Source organism: Hymenobacter arcticus (genome assembly GCF_054779975.1).
Genome location: NZ_BAAGXF010000026.1, coordinates 21,824 through 41,190, shown reverse-complemented (window position 1 = coordinate 41,190; position 19,367 = coordinate 21,824). Strand labels below are relative to the sequence as shown.

The window sequence follows — 19,367 nt, the reverse complement described above, 5'->3', positions numbered from 1 at the left end:
TGTTCGGGCTGTTTGCGGGGCTGTTCGGGCTGTTTGCGGGGCTGTTCGGGCTGTTTGCGGGGCTGTTCGGGCTGTTTGCGGGGCTGTTCGGGCTGTTTCGCTGCGCGAAACAGCCCCCAGCTAGTAGTTACTCAGTAGCTACTAGCTGGGGGCTGCGAAAGTCGGCACAACCACCGGTCAGAATACGACGGTTAGTTAGGGTTAGCGTGTTTCGTAGGTGAGCACGACATTCCAGGCCTTGTCTGCGTACGTCTTCGTGCCCGTGCCGGCGGCATCGCGGTTGCTTGGAGGAGTGCTCTCGTCTAGTGTCAGGGCCAACATCTGGTCGTCGCCGAGTAGGTTGTTCGTTTCCAAAAAGGTCAAGGTCCATCCCGGGTTGGCCATTTCCAAGTTCAGCGGAACGGTGTTCCAGTTCAGCGGCAACTGCTGCTGCGTCACGTCGGCTACGGTAGCCCCCGTCGCCTTGCGTGTGGTCTGGTAGGCGAGCGTCCACTTCACATCCGGGCCGCTGCCACTATCCCAGGGACTGCCCGCGGCATTGGTGAAGCTCAGGTTGGTAACCCGCACTTCTTTCAAGTAGCGCCGGCCCACCTTGAGCGTCTGCGTCGTGCTCACGCTTTGACCGGCCGCATTGAACGCTGTGAGCGTAATGGTGTACGTGCCGGGTTGAGCAAACGTGACCTTGGGCGAAGTGGCCGTGTTGACCAGGCTGGCATTGTCGGAGCTGCGCCACTCGTAGCGGGTGGCCTGCTGACTAGTGTTGGTAAGCGGCACGACCTCGCCCACTTCGGCCACTGGCAGCGGCAGGGTAAAGGAAGCGGTCGCCGCAGGGGCAGCATCCTCTTTTTTGCTGCAACCAGTCAGCAGTAGCAGCAGAAAAACGAAACTAGGGAACAGGTGCTTCATGAGGCAGAAAAAAGGAAAAGAGTAAAAAAGGTGCTGGACTGCTGGCCGACCGGGAACGGAACACCCACGGGCCACCCGCCTCCGTGCCGCTATCCGTTGGCCCTAACCCACCGGGCGGGACTGGCGGCGGGCTGGTGGTGGGCCAAGGCAAGAGCGCGCCCAGCCCGCCGGGGAAGCAGTGGGCCAAACTTACAACAAGAAACGCAATAAATGACCGAACGGTCATTGACGCCCCCCTTTTTAGTGCCGCCCTTTGCCGGCTCATGGCGGTGCCTTCCTCTTCTTTCCTGCTTGAACTCGCCCGCCGCTTAAAAGCCGTGCGCGAAGCCCGCCGCCAGACATTGCAAGAGGTCTATGACGAGACCGGTATCCATGTGGCCCGCCTCGAAACCGGCCGCCGGAGCGTGGCCTTGCTCACGGTGGCGCTGCTCTGCCGCTATTATCAAGTAGAGTTGGGGCAGGTAGTCGCGGGCTTGGAGCAGTTGCTCAGCGAAGAGCAGAGCCCGCCGTAGGCACTACTTCCCCGCTGCGCGCTGGCTCCCGACCAGGCGGCGAACGGTACCCTAGGATTTTATCTCACGCATGGCCACCCCTCCACAAGCCACACTACGCCCCACCCAGCTATTCGCCCAGCTTCGGCCTTGGTTAAAAGTTTGGTCCAAAAGTTAAGCGAGATGCCTTCAGACCTTGTGGCTGCACGCTAAAATCCTGCATTCAGCGCTTAGCAGGGCGGTTTGTTCAGTGAAACCTTCGTTTTAATTGAACAACTAAGCCCACTACATGCCAAACGGGTAGTTTGCATCGAAAGTAACCCGTTCGGTTCAGAAAACTTGTTCAGCAATCAAAGTACACTTAACCCTAGCTACGCGATGGGAAAAATGTATTCCAACTCACAAATGGCCATCTGCATGCGCTAAATACAGGGTTTCTGCGGTGAGAATGCACTACCAGTATGTCCTCATGTAAAAAGGGCGGTTGATAAGCTCGCCAATTAACTCTTGGACCAAACTTTTAACCCAGGCCATCTTAGTAGAACCCTTAAATAAACCATCGCCATTTATTGAAAATTTATCTTTAACGATACAATCTACCTACAATCTTAATTTTTTACTCAACTGATTTGGAACAAACGTCTTATTGAAGTTTGACATTTGTTCTACAAAGTCTTTTAACAGGCTCCAGTCTCTATCATCTCGAGAAGATTGGCTCCAGAAGGAATCGTTATTCCAAGCTTTAACTACGTCCAAGCCAAAGAAGTACCCAGCAAGATCTTCACTGATGAGGCCCGAATTAACTAAAACAGCCAACTCCTCAAAGAAACCCATGAATTCTCCTATCTCTACAATTTTCACATTAGGGAAAATACCGTCTCCATGCAAATGCTCCAGTATATTCTGGAAGCTTTCATTCTCGTTATAGGCTTTGCGAAGGGATAGAAAAAGTTGGCTGCGCTTCTCTGTAACCTGTTGAGTGTATTCTCGCAACCATTTTATAAGCGTAATAGCAGTAACTAGAAGACCTACCATACCTCCTACCACGCTTACAATTGTGGCAATGTATTTCCATTTTTCCAAGGTTACTGTGAGCATGAGCATCTTGCGACAGAGTAAATTATTCGTTTCCTAGGTTAAAATGGCTGTTCGCTATTTGTGTGTAGGTATTATGGCGGCCTTAGCAACTGAAGCTGGTGGTAGATGGGTAGCAAAAATGGCATTGCGAATGGTATCCGCTACCAGGTTATTGTTCCAATACTGATTGTGCGCCGCGACCGGCGTGCAGGCATCGGGGTCTACCAAGTTTTGAACTTTCCAATTAGCAGTAGAATACGGGTAATCGTAAAACCCTAGCGCACCACTGATGATGTCGGCGGCTGAATGGATGTTTACCCAAGGAATTGCTTGGCGAGCGCTTACTTCTCGAATCAGTGGGTGGACGGAAGCCCCTAACGCGGCACGCAGCGAATTTTTAGGTAACTGCGCGTGGAAGATAAAGGCTGTTTTGTCGAGAGGCGAGCCAAAAGTGATGAGGGCGCCCGTGCGCTGCTTGACGGCCAACTGCTGCGTAAGTGTCTCATCTAAGTTCAAGGTCGCGTTCAGCGCATCGTAAGCGATAACTGAGCCGAGCGAGTGCCCCACAAGGATAATGCGTTCGTACAGAAACGGAGGTTTTACCTGCCCTTGCCCAGAAGTATCCTGCTCCCGTGCTCCGTAAAGCGCGCACGCTGTACGATAGGCTTGCCGCCGAATCTGCTCACGCACTTTGTGGTACTTATCTACCTTGTAAGCGTCTACATAGAGAGCCACATCGCCTAAATACTGCACGAAGAAATTACGTAGCCACCAACTCGCTCCTAGGGCGCCTGCCCATACAAGAGTAATGATGCCCTGGCGTCGCCAGCCGTGCGATAAGGTTAGTGTGGTAGGTATATCCGTTACCCGGAGGCGGAAGTAGTGCCAGACAATTAGCACTGCCCCGCCTATTAGGGCTACGCACGCGCTAGTTAGTACTACCCATGCCAGAGCATTAAGAATTGGGCGTGCTGGTGAGTGGCGGTATTTAGCACTGAGCCAAAGCGTGAGTCCGGCTACTATTCCTGCCAGTAGGAGGCAGCCAAGGTCAGCAGTGAGTTGATCTACTAACTTGTTAGAAGTCAGACTTAGGAAGGCCGTGCCAAGTAAGTTCTGGGCCGCAACCAAGGTTATGACCATGTTGATTGCTGCTAAGGCGACGATCAGCAGCAATGCGCCGGTTAAGCCGATGGGTGTGCTAAAAGGGATCTTGAATTTGTAATCCTTGCCGAATAGCCAGCGTAAAAACGGTCGGAACGTCAGCAGTAAGCCGTTCATGCCCGCTACTCCCAAAAATCGACCTACATCCGTTAGTGCAATATGGCCTTCGGCTAATGGTGCCCAATAGGCTTCGTACACATGCACCTTGCGCTTTTTAGCGTTCGGGTGTTGCGGATTGGCGACTTCGATTTCGGCCCGAGGTAACCACAGCGTACGCCGTGGGTTGTCCGGATCTTCGAATCGGATGTGCCGCACGGTGTGAGGCGGATACAGGTCAGGACTTAGCCGATCAGCTATTGAAGCGAGGGTTGCAAAGGGCACCTGCTGTCCCATACCATGGCATACTAGTATGGCGACAGGTATATCGGATTTGTCTTCTGCAGGAGGCGTATAGCTATCCGGCAAATTGTGCAACATTGAAGGCTGCATTATGGATTGCTCTGCGCCAACGGGTGGCCGGCCCATCTGGGGCTGCGTGGGTTCGTTCATAGCAGACTATTATTGTTACAGCACAATTTTATCATATAATAAAATTGTGCTGTAACATTGACTAGTTTCTGTGCCTTAAAATGCTTCTTGGTTAGCGAATGCGCGTTTAATAGACTTTAGGCGTGAGAAGCATCGTTTACTGGTAGGACCAGAACTGCAGTCAGAGATAATTCAAAAGATTGCCGTTAATCAATTCGTAACCTGTCCAGCTTATATTTTTAGGAACGGAGACAATCTCGCTACGCGAATTTGATGAATAAAAGTATGGAAAGAAAATATCGCTCACATCAGTACCAGCACTGAATAAGTTGGTCCAGTCAGCCGAGACAGTCTAGGGCCTTATCTTTTTCATAATGATTACCTCTCCAGTTAGATAGGCCGACTCATTAAGGTGCACCATATTGAGCCGCCCTTTTTCGACTTCCTGAACCCCCAACGCGAGCTAGAAATGCACTTGCGATTGACTTTCTGAGCCATCTGCTCCGCGACCTACTTTCTGAGCCCTTGCTATCAAATGCTGGGACCTTTTCATTGAACCCGGGCTTGCAAGCGCTTGGCCCTAGCAGCAGTGGCCGTAGGCCAGTGTCGTACCTGCTTCGTTCGCTTTTCACCTGACAAGTAGACCCGGTAGGACGGGGCAGCCCTTTGGTGGTCCCTTGCCCCTTCCCGGGGTCCTGGTTCTGCGGCAACGGAGCGACCCAGCCGCGGGGGCGCAGCTGCGGGCAGCGTACTACTTGGGCTCCGCGCCAAACAGGAAACGCAGCGCGTCGTATTCGGCAATCAAGGGAACCGACATGTGCGTGTCGTCTGGGTAATACTTCCCCCGATACTTCAACCCGTTGTGCGGGTTGTGTTCCAAATAGCGCTGCAAGATTAAGATGCTCCGCATGTGGAGGGTTTCCTTCGTGGTATCGGTTAGCACCTTGTTGAGGGCCATGCCCTTGTTGGCCGTGTGGGCAATGCCCAGGTAGAGGGAGGTGCCGGAAAAACGCCGGGTTTCCAACGCCCGTTTTGTTTCTTTCAACAGGGCTTGGTGGTCCCACCACATGCTGGGATCCAGGCAGACGTAGGAATCAAACAAGTGGGTGTGGTGCACAAAAATTTGCATCACGGCCAGCCCCCCCAAGGAATGGCCGATCAGCAGTTTGCGGGGTTGGGTCGGGTAGCGCTGGTCGATGTAGGGCAATAATTCCTGTTCCAGGAACGCGATAAACGCTTCGCCTCCCCCCGTCGTTTTGCTGGCCCCGGCCGCCCAAAAAGGTGGGTCGGTGGTCACGTGGGTGGGGGTCAAATCTTTTCGTCGGTCCGGATGAAGAATGCCGACCACGATCATTTCCGGACACAGCGTATTATAGTTGGTACTCAGATATTGAATCATGCTGGTCGCGGCGGCAAACTGGGCGTCGGCATCGAGGAGGTACACCACCGGGTACCGTTTTTTGGCCGCTGCCGGACCCGCAGCACCCGCGGGCACGTGGACGTAAAATTTTCGGTTTTCTTGCAGGATAGTGGACCGGAGGCTGTCTGGGTGGCCCAGGACCGTTTGGTTGCCTGGCTGCGCCGCACCGGGGAAGCAGAGCAACACCCCCGAAAGGAAAAGAATAAAACGGTTCATGGGTCGACTTTTGCTGCCCGCCTGGTGGCGACAGGCTTAAAGGTGGTATCAGAACCCTGGTTTTGCTGTACAACCCCGGACGACTTGTTGGCAGAACGGGTGAATCGCTTCATTGACGAAGGGAAGGGTAACAAACTGGTTCCGGCAACCACCGGGCAGAAGACGCCCATTAGGTAGGCGTTTTATAAACTCCCCTACCCCCTCCAAAAAAGGCTCGTTCACTGGACTATTTGGAAGAGTGCCCAAACAGCTTGGAAACGCAGGTTTTTAGAACCGTTTTTTAGACACCGTTTTTTAAACAATCCGAGTGCACGAGAACTTTGCGCCTGTTCGATTACTGATACTAAAGGCTGGCTGGCTGTATCAGATTAACAAACGCCAACAGGTCTATAAGCTAGTTAAAGTGCTCGATAAGTAGTAGTTCCATACTACACGAGTACAAAGTTGATCAAAAAACTAGCCCCGAATGAGGTTTAATTTAGTAGCATGAATGATACTACACAAGGTATCATTCATGCTACTAGTAATAGTTTATTCAGCGGTATCTTTTTTAGTAGTATCCTTTATACTGCGCCTTTTTTCTTTTTTAAGCAAGTCCTCGACGGCTTCCAGAATGAGAGAGTGGACTGACAAGAGCTCTTTGACCCGGCCGCCCTTTGCCTTCTGCTCAGCCTTTCGCTGGTCGCGCAACGCCGTCAATTCTTTGAGCAGAGGCGTGGGCATTCGGAGCATGTAACCGCTCACATCTTTAGTAGCTGCGGCTGGCTTCTCACTGGGTACTGAACCGCCCTCATCCACGAAAGCGGCTACTTTGCGAACGGAGGCCGGAATCGGTGGGCTAGGCTTTTTCATTAGTGATGATGTGTTGAATATGGGAGAAGAGAGCGGTTACTTCGGCAATGGCTTTAGGATCGGGCGGAGTTAACTCAAATACCGACAGGCCTACCGACATAGCCTTGTCAAAGGCGACACGGTTACCGATGGTCAGTGGCACGAAGGTCACCTGGTCAAGGCCACCTAAGTAGTGCACCGCTTGCTGGCCGGCGGCACCGGTTAGCCCGTGTGTGTCAGCCCTGGCGATAAACGAAAAGGCCCGCATTGTGGGGTTCACGTCAAAGGCCTTACCCACTAGTAAATCGACCTTACCGGAAGTCCATAGGTCGGTGGCGCGGGGTGGGAATGGGACTAGGTAAGCGTTGGTGATGGAGAGTGCTGACCGTTGGCTGGTCGTATCACGCCCACCCGTATCTACAACCACGTCGTCATACTCCGTGGCTTTAGCCCGAAGCTGCTCGTGCAACTTGTTGCCAGTGAATGTCACCATGTCCAGCTCAGGCTGGTCGGAATAATCCCGCCGCACCTCATTGAAAATCTTGGCGCTCTCCTGGTCATCAGCGTCGCAGACTAATACTCGCCGGCCTTGCTGCTGTAAATACACTGCTAAGTTCATAGCAATTGTAGTTTTAGAACTACCTCCCTTGTACCCTCCTACTGTGTAAATCATGATGTTATGAGATATCAATGATACTACTCCATGTACTACCATTAGTACCGGTGTTAGTACCAAAGGTAGTAGGTAGGCTAGTAGATTTCAAGCTAGTAAACAGGCTCCTCTATTAGCGTTAGATCAGCTAAGAAAGCAGCCCTAATCAAACTAGTCTAGACGCGATATGGGTCAAATTTGGTCGGTCTGTTATTGTGTCAGATAAATGCGCTAGTAACCAAGTTGTCTGGCTGGGTAGGTGCATCCAAATACATGTACATACATCATTCGCCCCCCCTAGTGTGCGAAGCTTGGAACCGCTCTTGGCTGATTTTCTGACTCACTAAGACCTTAAAAAAAGACAAGAGGAACTTCGCTTGTGTATTCCTTTCTTATTAAAGTTAATTATTAAATACTATTAAGAGGGCCCTAACTATTTGATAAATAGGAATATACAAGGTCGAAACAAGACAACTATCCAGCCAGACAAGACAACTATCCATGCCAGACAAGCTAAGTAAGACAACTATCCACGCCAGACAAGACAACTATCCATGCCAGACAAGTAAACAAGACAACTATCCAGCCAGACAATTCGCAAGAAAGTGCTATCTTGCTTGAAGTAATACTTGCTTGAAGCAAATGCCCGCCAATCCGTACCCAGGAACCACCTTCGATAAAACTAATAATCGGTGGAAGGCGCGCATCACGGCTAACGGCGTCACCCGCAGTCTTGGTACTTATGCTACGCAGATAGAAGCGTACGCAGCGGTAGAAACCGCTAAACAAGTCCAGTCGAATCCATCTGACCTATTCGAGCCGCCTGAGATGCCAGCTGTACTGGTGGCTACAAGGAAAAATACAAAAGTAGCTCAGCATAATTGGCTCGTGGAAACCCGACTTCCATTGTCTTTGCTGGAGGCACGCATCTTTGTCTTAATGCTGCGCTGCCTTCATAAATACGACGAAGGCGTACCGGCAATTGTCATCCCTATCGGCGAACTGTTCCCAGGCGCAATAGGCGGCAACAATTACAAATTGCTGGTAGAAGCCGCTGACCATTTTATGAAGCTGCGTATCGAGCTGCCGGTACTGGACCGGGAAGTGGGCATGCGTAGCATCAACCTGGTGCAGGCGATGGAGGTGGACCCTGAGCAAGGCGTGTTAGTAGGCGCTTTCTCGCCAATGGCTTTGCCTTACGTGAGTAAACTTACCGACAACTTCACGGTGGGGGTGGTGGATGAACTGATGAGCCTGAAAAGTGCTAACACTCATTCGTGGTACTGGCTCATGAAGTCCTGGGCCTTCCGGAGCCCAGTGACGGTAAGCGTGAATCAGCTGCGCGAGATGACTACCGAAACCGGTAGTTACCAGCAGTACGCCGACTTCCGCAACAAGGTGCTCCGGCCTAGCATCGACGAACTTAACGGGCTAAGTTTTGAGATTAAGTTCTCCGAGAATAAGAAGGGCCGGGCTGTGGACAGCGTACGCTTTGACATCGGCAGCAAGAAGGCTGTCGAGCCTATAAAGCAATTGCCACCAGTAGTTGTGGCGGCTGAGAAGCCGAAGCTCATGCCTCTACAGGAGAAAGTAAGTACTAGGCTTTCCAAGCTTAAGCTGACGCAGGCCCAAATTAAGAAAGTATTGGAAGTAGTGGTAGGGGAGGAGCAACTGACTAAGCTCCTAAAAGAGACCTACCCAGTCCTCCGTGACTTCGAAACGAAGGCCAAACCGGGAGAGAATGTAGCCGCGGCTACGATGGCGCTCTTGAAGAGTACATTCCCGGCTATTTGGGCGGCTAACTAACTACTAACCAATATAGTATAAAATGGTATTCCGCCGTTTTTTTCGGTGTTGTACTCCCTTATACTAGATAGTACGGCACCAAAAAAGGAGCGCTGCGCCTAGTAAGAGCAGGTCAAGTAGGCAGCAAGCGCCCAGCGCGAAACTAACCGTGGTGGCAGCCAGGGCTGCCGGTGGGCTCAACAGCCACAGGGTAATCATAATGGTAATGCCGAGCGCAGCCAGTAGGGGGTTGACGTAGGGGTGTAGGGAGGGGTTCATTAAGGGGGGCTAAAATTGGTTGGGAGTAGCAGGAACCTACCGTTTGGCTCCTAGTTAGCCCCAATTGTTTCAGGCCTTCTTATAGCAGCGGGGGGATAAAATTACTCTAAGCTCTCCCGGGCAGGCGTGCTTTTAGGTAAGCGCGGCTTGCAGGTGCTTGCGGTAGCGTTTGACGCTGGAGAGGCTAATGCTGGTCAATTCTACCGTTTCGGCCACGGACAAGCCTTTTTCCAGCGCTTTTCTTACTTTGGCCAGGTTCTCAACGTCAAGACCTTTGGGTCGGCCGATGTGCTTGCCCTGGGCAGCGGCCAGTTGCTGACCGGCCTTGGTCTTCTCCAGGATACTCTCGCGGTCGTACTCGGCCAGCGAGGCGAAGATGGAGAGCATGAACTTGCCTGCCGGCGTCGTGGTGTCGATGCCCAGGTCTAGGGCCTTGAAGTGGATGCCGCGCTGGTGGAAGGAATTGACCAGGTGAATGACGTGGTCGCGGCTGCGCCCCAGCCGAAAGAAACGTGCCACTAGCACGGTGTCCCCCTCGCGCAGCAGCCCCAGCAGTTCATCGAGCGCGGGCCGTTGCAGGCTCATGCCCGTGATTTTGTCTTGGAAGATGCGCTCGCACCCGGCCTTGGTCAGGATGTCGAGCTGCGTGTCCAGGTTTTGGTCGACGGTGGAGACGCGGGCGTAGCCAAATGTTTTGTTCATGGGGTGTGCCTTCCAACGGGGCGAAAAATTACGCTAAGCGGACTCGGCCGCTTGTTGCTGCCAGAAGGCCAAGTCTGGGGCAGCGAGGTGTTGCTGCATAAACGCCGCGTACCCGAGGTCGCGCCGCTCCAGGGCGTGGCGCCGAAAAGCCCAACTGCTGCCCGCCGCGGCGAAGCCGGCGGTCGTCATCGCCTACCGCATGCGGGGCGGCAGGCCCGCCGTCCAGTGCGCAAAGTCGTCTTCGGTGAGCCGGTTGTCCGCGAGCTGGTGGTAGCGGTACGCCGCGTTGCCGACGCGCAGCAACTGGGCCTGCGCCGCTCGCTCGGGTTCGGGGAGCTGTTGAAGCGCCTGTACTTGCTGCTCGTGCAGGCGCAGGTGGGGATGGCGGGGAATCAACAGATCGTCGATGTTCATCGGGCAGGGTCAGAAAGTCCGGTCCACAAAGATAAACCCCGGTTTATTTTTGGCCCGACTTTCCGGCCCTATCTTTTCGGCCACTTGTCCATGGGGCCGGGCGCGGTGAAGCGTGGTTCGGAAAGCTATAGGTTTGCGCTCAAGCAAAAGATTGCTGAAGACCAAGTGTGTGATTTTATTGCTAATAATTTATATTATAATAGCATTCGACAACTCATATCAAAAATATCACAGAAAAGCAAACACTAGCTCATTGCCAGGCATACGCAAGCAAGTACTTTTGCGCCTTCTTCCTCAATAGATCATGTAGCAAACGAAGCAGCTTTTCTGTCTTTCTGAGCCGGCACCAACTAGCCACAAAATAAAAATCTGATTACTAGCTATTTACGCAGGTGACTTTCTGCCGCTTCCAGCCCTTGCTAAACCAGCCGACGACCTCCTCGCTCAGCGTATGAAACAACTGCTACAGTTCACGTTACTAGGAGTTTTGTTGGGACTACTGCGGCAGACCTGAGCTATGCACAGGCCACGTCCGGGCCTACCAATGGGCTAATCGCCCAGTACTCGTTTGATGAGAGCCGGGGTGTCACCGCCCAGGAGGCCACCGGGCAACTGACCGTCGCGCGGCCCATCGGGAGGGGCTAGCGGTCCCAAGCGCCTACCGTTGCCTGTTGGCTCTTCCCAAAGACGCTGGCCAACTATAATGATAGGCAGCGGGCTGGGACGCCTTTTCTGATAGTCTTGCTTCACGTTTCGCTCCTACTTCCCCATTTACTGCGCCTATGCGTCCACTAGTACTTCTCTTACGGGGCTGCTTGCTTTTGCTGCTTTTGGTGGGTGGTCTGCCCGTTACCCATGCCCAGCAGCCTACGTGTAGCCCTACTGCTGGTTTACAGTTGTGGCTGCCCTTAGATGAGACGACGGGCCAGCAGGCGCTAGACTTAGCGGGCCAGCAGCGCAACGGTACCCTGAGTGGGGGCGGTAGCTGGCAGCCCACGGGGGGGCACGACGGGGGCGGGGCCCTGGCTCTTGTCGCCGGCGAGCGCCTGCAGGTACCCGTGCCCTTTTCGCCCACGGCCTACACGCTCTCGTTCTGGCTCAAGCCTACCCGCCGCTTTGACTGGAGCCAGGCTACGGGCGCAGGCTGGGGCATGTTTCTATTTCACTCCACCCACGACGGGAGCATATATGTGGGCACCAGCGGGTACAGCCGCATCGAGTATCTAGTACCTAACACGGTAGAGCAGGGCGTATGGCAGCATTTCGTTTTCTCTTTTGACAACGGGGTGGGTACGCTCTATAAGAACGGGCGGCTGCTCCGCCAGCAGGGGGGCATGACCATTGCTCCCGCCTGGCAGGGCCTGACGCTAGGCGCGTCCGGCGATGAGCTCTATGATGAGGTCCGCGTGTACGACCGGGCCGTTTCGGGGCAGGAGGCCCATGACCTCTACCAATGCCCCCTGGCGACGAGCTGTAGTATGCCGCCTATTCAGGTGACGCCCAGTACCTTTCTCACTACTGGCCAATCGGCCACGTTGCAAGCGCGCAGCGCCATTACCCCAGCAGCGCTCATCTTTGACGGGGGGAGCAATGGGCTGGTAATCAACCAGCCGGGGACGACGACGCCGGCGCTGCTGACCGATGTCGTGAACACGTTTACGGTGGAGGCCTGGGTTAACCCCACCGCTACGCACGAGGTGGACCAGCAAAGTACTGGTGGCACCGCCGGGGTCAACGGCCAACGCTACCTCATTTTCCCGGAGAACGGCGGTAACTGGGGCGCTGAGCACGCGGGCATGGGGATTTCGGTGGGCACCAACGGGGTGAGCGTCTACGAGCACGCCGGCGGCTATATGCCGCCCCTGCTGGTTTGGGAAGGCATCCTCACGGGCTGGACCCACGTGGCCGTGGTCTACACTGACCGCCGGCCCACGCTCTACATCAACGGCCAACTCAAGGCCCAGGGCGAGCAGAGTTTGCAAACTTATGTGCACCCCTCCCTGGGACTTGCCGGCGGTTATTACGGCTATTACCAGGGGCAGGTAGACGAACTGCGCATTTGGAGTGAAGCCCGCACGCCGGCCCAACTCCAGGCGACCTACCAGCAAGCCCTCGTCGTTATGCCCGCCACCCTGGTAGGTTGCTGGCACTTCGACGAAGGCACTGGACTAACGACCGCCGATGCGGGGGGCCGCCAGCTCACCGCTACGCTCTGGGACCCTACTTCCCCCTGGCTAACCACCGCCGTCGCGCCCATCGCGCCGGCGCTGACGTATAGTTGGAGTCCCGCGCTGGGACTAACCCAGACTACCGGGACTACGGTCGTGGCCACTCCCGCAGCTACCACGACGTATACGGTGACCGCTACCGGCGGGGCTGGCTGCGCCACTTCCCAAGCCACGGTAACACTGACGGTGCTGCCCTGCAGCGCGCCGCCGATTCAGGTTTCGCCGACCACCACCACAGTGGGCGCGGGCCAGCCTACCCTACTGCAGGCGCACGAAACAACTACCCCCGCTGCGCTACAATTCGATGGCGTAGCAGACCAGGTTCTGATTCCAACGCCAGGCTCCCCCCGGGCGCACCTGTTCGAAGAAGTGAACACGTTTACGGTGGAGGCCTGGGTTAACCCCACCGCTACGCACGAGGTGGACCAGCAAAGTACTGGTGGCACCGCCGGGGTCAACGGCCAGCGCTACCTCATTTTCCCGGAGAACGGCGGTAACTGGGGCGCTGGGCACGCGGGCATGGGGATTTCGGTGGGCACCAACGGGGTGAGCGTCTACGAGCACGCCGGCGGCTATATGCCGCCCCTGCTGGTTTGGGAAGGCACCCTCACGGGCTGGACCCACGTGGCCGTGGTCTACACTGACCGCCGGCCCACGCTCTACATCAACGGCCAACTCAAGGCCCAGGGCGAGCAGAGCTTGCAAACTTATGTGCACCCCTCCCTCTACTTAGGCGGGGGCGCGTACGGCTATTACCAGGGGCAGGTAGACGAACTGCGCATTTGGAATGAGGCCCGTACGCCGGCCCAACTCCAGGCGACCTACCAGCAGGCATTAGCTATCATCCCCGCCACCCTGGTGGGCTGTTGGCACTTCGACGAAGGCACTGGGTTGACCACGGCCGATGCGGGGGGCCGCCAACTCACTGCCACCCTAGGTCGCGGCCAGGTATCTTCGGCGGGCTATAGTGTTCCGGCGGGTTCCGGGCCCCAGTGGCAGGTGCCCACGACTGCCCCGCTAATTCCCACGCTAACGTACGCCTGGAGCCCCGCGGTGGGGCTGGACCGGACCACGGGCTCACGCGTAATCGCTACCCCAGCGACGACCACCGTCTACACAGTCACGGCCACGAGCGATGCCACTTGTACGGCCTCCCAGGCCAGCACAACGCTCACCGTGACGGGAACCATTACCACCTTACCGCCCGATAAGCCGAGTGACGACCTAAACCGCAACTGGACGCTGGAGCGCAGCTTTGATGGCAACGGCAACGAGGTTGCCGCCAGCAAGCAGTTCACCGACGGCCTGGGCCGGCCCACCCAGGCCCAGGCCCGCAACGCGGCCACCCAGCAGGTATTTGCGGCCCAAACGCTTTACAACACCGGTGGGCAGCCCGTGCTGCAAACCCTGGCGGCTCCCACCAATAACCAAAGCTTTAACTACAAAGAGGGGTTCATTACGGCTACGGTCAACGGGCAATCGGCCCCCTACAACCCCAGCAATTTTGAGGAAGGTAACGCTAATGCGCCCACCCCAGTAGAAGCCAGTACTATCGGCACGCTCGGCTATTACTATAGTAAACTTAATGAGCAGGAGTCCCTCACGCCCATTACCAGCTATCCTTATAGCTTAGTAGAATTGTACGAGGGGCCCATGGGCGGTACCCGGCGGGCCGCGGCCCCTGGTGACGAATGGCGCATGGGTAAAGGCCGGGAAGGTAAGAGCCGTGATTTTCCCGTGCGCAAGGAATTTGACGCCTATGTGCGCCTGCGGCCCTATTACGTACCGGGTAGCCCAGATGTCACGTTGGAATACCAAGCCATTAAGTCGGTCAGCCTTGATGCCGACGGCCGCGAAAGTATTGTAGTAAGCAACAAAGATGGCCAAGCATTAATTTCCTGCCTAAGTGGTCCTCAATATGCTGGGCTCGATGTCTACGGCTTTATCAGCTCCGAAGCGTCTAATCCCTTCGACAGTAATGCACCGGCTTACCAGGATGTGCATATTCCGGCTGCTGGCAGGCAAGACGTCAAGTTTACGATGGGCGCGTTTGCTACGGCAGGGGGTCGGGTGCTGATTCGCAACCTTATCACGGACGACACAACTAGCTACGCCATTCACGCGGCTACCCCTGGGGCCGAGCCCGAACGCCATGTCACGCTGGAACCCGGCTTTTACCGCTTCACGTCTGTGACGGGCACCCAGTGGTCCTACTATCAGGCTCACTACGGCAACTTCAGCTATACCTACTACGACGATGCGGGCCGGGTGGTCGCTACCGTAGCGCCTAATGGCCTACCAGCAGGCAACAGTAGCTCGCCCGTGAATTCAGCAGATGGCGCGGTTGGCCATTGGCCTCTCAGCGAGGGCAGTGGTACGACTGCCGGGGATAACTCAGGCAACACCTTTACGGGAACGCTCCAGAGCCAACCGGTTTGGAGCACGAACAGTCCGCCGACCGGCAAAGGCAGTCTTGTGTTTGATGGGCGCGCCAGCTATGTGCTGGTAAAGGACCAGCCAGCCTTGCGCATGAGCACGACCATGAGTATGGAGGCCTGGATTTATCCGACTGGCAATACGACTGGCATTATCGTCAATAAAGAGAACGAGTACGAAATGGCGCGCTTCCCGGACGGCTCCATTCAGTGGGCGTTCCAGAATGCCAGCCCCGGGTGGTATTGGATAAATACGGGCATCGTTGCCCCGCTCAACCAATGGTCTCGCATAAGCATCACCTACGATAACGGAACGGTGCGGGCCTACCTGAACGGGGCGCAAGTCGGGCCGGCTTACGCTGGGGCCGGCGCCATCGTCTACCAAGGCTCCGATTTACGTATCGGGGACCGGCTATATGGACCGCAGGTTTTTGAAGGCGCTATCGCCGAAGTACGTCTGTGGAATACTGTGCATCCGCCTGGCTCGTCCGCTGGCGCTGGCGGTACGGGTGGGACGCTCACCCAGCCCGCATTCACGACTCGCAATACCTACGACACCAGCGGCCGCCTGCTGGCCACCGAAAGCAACGATGAGGGCCGCTCGGAGTACGTGTACGCCCGTGACGGGCGCATCCGCTTCTCCCAAAGTGCTTTACAGCGGCCGGCGGGGCGATTTTCTTACTCCAACTACGACGAGGCCGGCCGGGTAGTCGAATCGGGCGAGTATACCTCTACGCTCTCGTCGGCTTCGCAAGCCACCGTTTTCGAAAATCATTTAACGACCACGCCGGGCGCTTCCAGCACTTTGCAGCCCGCGTTATTGGAAGACCGTACTGCCACGGGCGGCCTGGATGTAGCCCGGTGTGCGCAGCGCAACCAAGTGTGGTATGACTTAGCGTTCGACGGTACGGCGGGCAGCCAGGGCAGCGACAGCCAGCTCAATGGTCGCACCCAGGAGTTCGGTATCGGGGCGGTAACCAAAACCAGGAACGACAACGTCACGACCTGGTACAGCTACGACGAGCTGGGCCGCGTGACGTGGGTCGTGCAGGATATAATTGGGGTGGGGGTCAAAACGCTCGACTACCAGTACGACTTTAGTGGCAACGTGCTGCAAGTAGCTTATCAAAAAGGCCAAGCCGACAGCTTCTACCACTACTACGGCTACGACGCGGCCCAGCGCCTGACCACAGTCTATACTAGTCCTAACGGAACTACTCAAACCCTGCAGGCCCAGTACAGCTACTACCTGCACGGCCCTCTCAAGCGGGTACAGGTAGCCGGTAACCTGCAAGGCATAGACTATACTTACACCTTGCAAGGCGCGCTCAAGAGTATCAACCATGCCACCTCGGCCCTGGAGCCAGGCCACGACGCACCCACCACCAACGGCACGTACAAAGACCTGTTTGCCCTGACGCTGGAATACTTCAGCGGCGACTACCGCAGCCGCAACCTCGACGTGACGGCCCCCGTGCTGCCGGGGGCCAGCGGCACGACCCGCTACGATGGCACCATCCAGGCAGCCGCCTGGCGCACGGGGTCCAGCGCCGATATCCAGCGCATGGCCTACACCTACGACGAGAAAAGCCAGCTGCAAAACTCGGCGTACAGCAACTGGCAGCTGAAGGGCAGCACCCACCAGCTGAACGCGGCCCTGAACACCGCTTTCCAGGAGGGCGGGATGAGCTACGACGCGAATGGCAACATGCTCTCGCTACGGCGCACCAACCAGACCGGGGCCGTTACCGATGACTTCACGTACACCTACAAGACCAATACTAACCAGCTCAAGGAGGTCCACAACGGCGGCGCCGTCGGCGCGACGCTCGACTACGATTACGACGAGGTGGGCCAGATGACCCGTCAGCGCGACGAGCAGGGCCAGCGCTACTTCGCCTACGACGTAAGGGGCAAAGCCACCGGTATATACGCCGATGCCGCCCCCAATCAGCCTCTCGTCACATTTGCCTATGACGATCGGGGCTTCCGCGTCAGCAAAACTGCCTACGCAAGCGGAGTTGCTATCCAAACAACCTACTACGTGCGCGACGTGGCCGGCAACATCCTGGCCGTGTATAACCAGCCCGCGCCGGCGGCCGCCGTGCAGCGCGCCGAGGTGCCACTCTACGGGGCTAGCCGCCTGGGCTCGCTCACGCACCTTGACGATGGCACGGCCCCCGGCCTCGACGACTACCGCTATGAGCTGAACGACCACCTAGGCGATGCCCGCGTGGTATTCCACCGCCCCACCACCGAGGTGACGGTGGAAACGATGGAGCTGGCGGGCGTGCCAGCCAAGGCCGCTTTTCTCAACGATGACCGCTACCGGGTGGCGGTGAGCGGAGCCCCGAGCGGGGACTACGTGGCCCGCCTAACCGATTCCCAGCCAGCGGGACAAGAGCTGAAGCGGGTGCTGGCGGTAACCAGGGGAGATACGCTGACTTTTTCGGCCCTGGCCCAGTGGAAACAGAACGCCGCCGCCGGAGGCTCGGGCGCGACCCCTTTTGTGCTGCTGGGCGCGGCGGCGGGCGTCAATGCTTTGTCGCAGCGCGGGGCCGAGGGCCAGCCAACTACTTACGCGACCAATACGCCGAACTGGCTCTCCTTACTCGCGGCGGGGCTAGGCTTTACGTTCGGCCAAAGCGCGCCGGCCAGCCTGGGGGCTACCTCCCTAGAAGGCTGGATAAAATACCGGGTGCTCGATGCACGGGGCAATCCGATGCTCGATGCGCAGGGCCAGCCCCTGGCCGGCGTTGATTACCTGCTGGGCACGGGCAAGTGGGAATACCTGCAAACCGGCGTGCGGGTGCCCCAGGACGGCACCATCGAAGTGACGGCCGGCACCTCGGGCACGGGCGAGGCGGTGTACTTTGATAACCTACGGGTGGAGCAGACCGGCGGCCTCATCGTGCAGGAGCAACACCAATATGCTTTTGGGGCCCCGCTACCGGGCCTGAGCTACACTGTGGGTAACAAGCGCTACCGCTACGGTTATCAGGGGCAGTTCGCTGAGCACGATGATGAAACAGGGTTTGAAAGTTTTGAGCTACGCTTGTACAACAGCCGCATCGGGCGCTGGCTGAGCTATGACCCGGAGGGGCAGTTTAACTCGCCTTACGTGGGAATGGGTAATAATCCTGTATCGGGCGTAGACCCAGATGGAGGGTGGAGTGGTCCAGGACCAAGAGCAGGCCAATACGTATATAAAACCATTAAAACCACTGCTGTTGCGGGAGTAGCACGTTCTGGCTCTTTGGTAGGGACTGCCTCCCGGCTAGGTTCAAGTCTTTTAAGGTCGGCAAGTTCTGCATTAGACGCAAGTGATACCTGGATGCATGATGGTAGAGGAGAAAGATTCGGACAACATTTTGCTAATTTGCATCCATGGATTCAGCTAATGAATATTATCTCCTCATATAAATCTGGAGATGATATTTACGGCAACCAAATGAGTGAGGGGCAAGCTCAAGAAGCAATGAGTGGCCTGCTATTCCCTGTGCCAGAAGGCGGAATGCGGGGAGGATCAGTAATCGGTGAAGCAGGTGGACTTAGTGTTGGTGCCATTCAACTAGAGAAAGGCGCTCTTCTCAGTGTTGCGAAAGATCAACGATTACGTAATATAATAGGAGAACTATGGAGAGATGGGGCAACCACGGGCAACGGGAGCGCTATGGATGCTGTTCGAAATGAATTGAGAACAGGATTGCCAACCAGGGGGAAGTTCCATAGCATGAAAATTAAAAATCTCGAAAATGGGCTTAATAGTTCACTGAATCGCAAAGGTGGGCCAGCAGCTCAATTGCCTCTATTATCTCCGCAAGATGCGCAAATTGCACGGTATTTATTAAATGACATTCACTATGCTCTCCACGGACTTTGAAAGTAAAAAGGATGATTATTATCCAAGATTACCAGTGCTCCTTAAAAAAAGTATTAAGGAATTTAATTCTATGTTCTTTGGGGTTGATGAACTGTATCTAATAATAGGTGAATTTGGAAGGTTCATAGAAGACCAAATGAGTAACGAAGAATTAATAAAAAAGTGTATTACATTTATTGATAAATCATTGAATGAAGGTGGAATGGACACGGAAGATGTCTTCGTTATACAAATTTTTATGGCAATATATCATAAAGAAAATATAGTAAATATTTATCGCAAGCTTTTATCGGGTAAGGCTCTTGAAATATTTAATGAATTTTATGAAAAAAGAAATGATTAATACATCAGTATGTGCT

At 55.5% G+C, this 19,367-nt stretch carries 12 protein-coding genes; 5 read left to right on the top strand and 7 right to left on the bottom strand.

The features are described from left to right. Window positions 1–201: 201 nt before the first annotated feature. Window positions 202–906 (bottom strand): PKD domain-containing protein, encoded by a 705-nt coding sequence (locus tag ACYVGC_RS23930; protein ID WP_460586369.1) that lies wholly within the window; start codon window positions 904–906, stop codon window positions 202–204. A 269-nt stretch (window positions 907–1,175) separates the two neighbouring features. Here ACYVGC_RS23930 and ACYVGC_RS23925 point away from each other — a divergent pair, with 269 nt between their 5' ends. Then, window positions 1,176–1,418 carry a helix-turn-helix domain-containing protein gene (locus ACYVGC_RS23925; protein ID WP_460586368.1) on the top strand — a complete coding sequence of 81 codons (243 nt, stop codon included), beginning with the start codon at window positions 1,176–1,178 and terminating at the stop codon, window positions 1,416–1,418. Between the two features lie 579 nt (window positions 1,419–1,997). On the opposite strand, the gene ACYVGC_RS23920 is transcribed toward ACYVGC_RS23925, so the two are convergent. From ACYVGC_RS23920 to ACYVGC_RS23900, 5 genes are all read right to left on the bottom strand, one after another. Continuing rightward, window positions 1,998–2,501 carry a DUF4760 domain-containing protein gene (locus ACYVGC_RS23920; RefSeq protein ID WP_460586367.1) on the bottom strand — a complete coding sequence of 168 codons (504 nt, stop codon included), beginning with the start codon at window positions 2,499–2,501 and terminating at the stop codon, window positions 1,998–2,000. 48 nt (window positions 2,502–2,549) lie between these two features. Beyond that, entirely contained in the window at window positions 2,550–4,184 is a 1,635-nt protein-coding gene (locus ACYVGC_RS23915; RefSeq protein WP_460586366.1) for a hypothetical protein, read from the bottom strand. A gap of 730 nt (window positions 4,185–4,914) precedes the next feature. Next, complete coding sequence (locus tag ACYVGC_RS23910; protein WP_460586365.1) at window positions 4,915–5,799, bottom strand: alpha/beta hydrolase; 885 nt, start codon at window positions 5,797–5,799, stop codon at window positions 4,915–4,917. 531 nt (window positions 5,800–6,330) lie between these two features. Beyond that, window positions 6,331–6,651, bottom strand: coding sequence for a hypothetical protein (locus ACYVGC_RS23905; RefSeq protein ID WP_460586364.1), 321 nt, complete (start codon window positions 6,649–6,651; stop codon window positions 6,331–6,333). Continuing rightward, on the bottom strand, window positions 6,638–7,303 hold the full coding sequence (locus ACYVGC_RS23900) for an AAA family ATPase (RefSeq protein WP_460586363.1): 666 nt from the start codon (window positions 7,301–7,303) through the stop codon (window positions 6,638–6,640). The genes ACYVGC_RS23905 and ACYVGC_RS23900 overlap by 14 nt, the downstream gene beginning before the upstream one ends. A gap of 621 nt (window positions 7,304–7,924) precedes the next feature. On the opposite strand from ACYVGC_RS23900, the gene ACYVGC_RS23895 reads away from it, so the two are divergent. Next, window positions 7,925–9,088 (top strand): RepB family plasmid replication initiator protein, encoded by a 1,164-nt coding sequence (locus ACYVGC_RS23895; RefSeq protein ID WP_460586362.1) that lies wholly within the window; start codon window positions 7,925–7,927, stop codon window positions 9,086–9,088. A 390-nt stretch (window positions 9,089–9,478) separates the two neighbouring features. On the opposite strand, the gene ACYVGC_RS23890 is transcribed toward ACYVGC_RS23895, so the two are convergent. Beyond that, on the bottom strand, window positions 9,479–10,048 hold the full coding sequence (locus ACYVGC_RS23890; protein ID WP_460586361.1) for a recombinase family protein: 570 nt from the start codon (window positions 10,046–10,048) through the stop codon (window positions 9,479–9,481). Between the two features lie 51 nt (window positions 10,049–10,099). Here ACYVGC_RS23890 and ACYVGC_RS23885 point away from each other — a divergent pair, with 51 nt between their 5' ends. The 3 genes from ACYVGC_RS23885 to ACYVGC_RS23875 all read left to right on the top strand — a co-directional run bounded on the left by ACYVGC_RS23885 (window position 10,100) and on the right by ACYVGC_RS23875 (window position 19,351). Continuing rightward, a complete protein-coding gene (locus ACYVGC_RS23885) occupies window positions 10,100–10,711 on the top strand; it encodes a hypothetical protein (protein ID WP_460586360.1) in 612 nt (203 codons plus the stop codon). A gap of 647 nt (window positions 10,712–11,358) precedes the next feature. Continuing rightward, window positions 11,359–19,008: a LamG-like jellyroll fold domain-containing protein gene (locus ACYVGC_RS23880; RefSeq protein ID WP_460586359.1), complete on the top strand. Its 7,650-nt coding sequence runs from the start codon at window positions 11,359–11,361 to the stop codon at window positions 19,006–19,008. Continuing rightward, a complete protein-coding gene (locus tag ACYVGC_RS23875; protein ID WP_460586358.1) occupies window positions 18,989–19,351 on the top strand; it encodes a DUF7674 family protein in 363 nt (120 codons plus the stop codon). The genes ACYVGC_RS23880 and ACYVGC_RS23875 overlap by 20 nt, the downstream gene beginning before the upstream one ends. Window positions 19,352–19,367 lie beyond the last annotated feature (16 nt).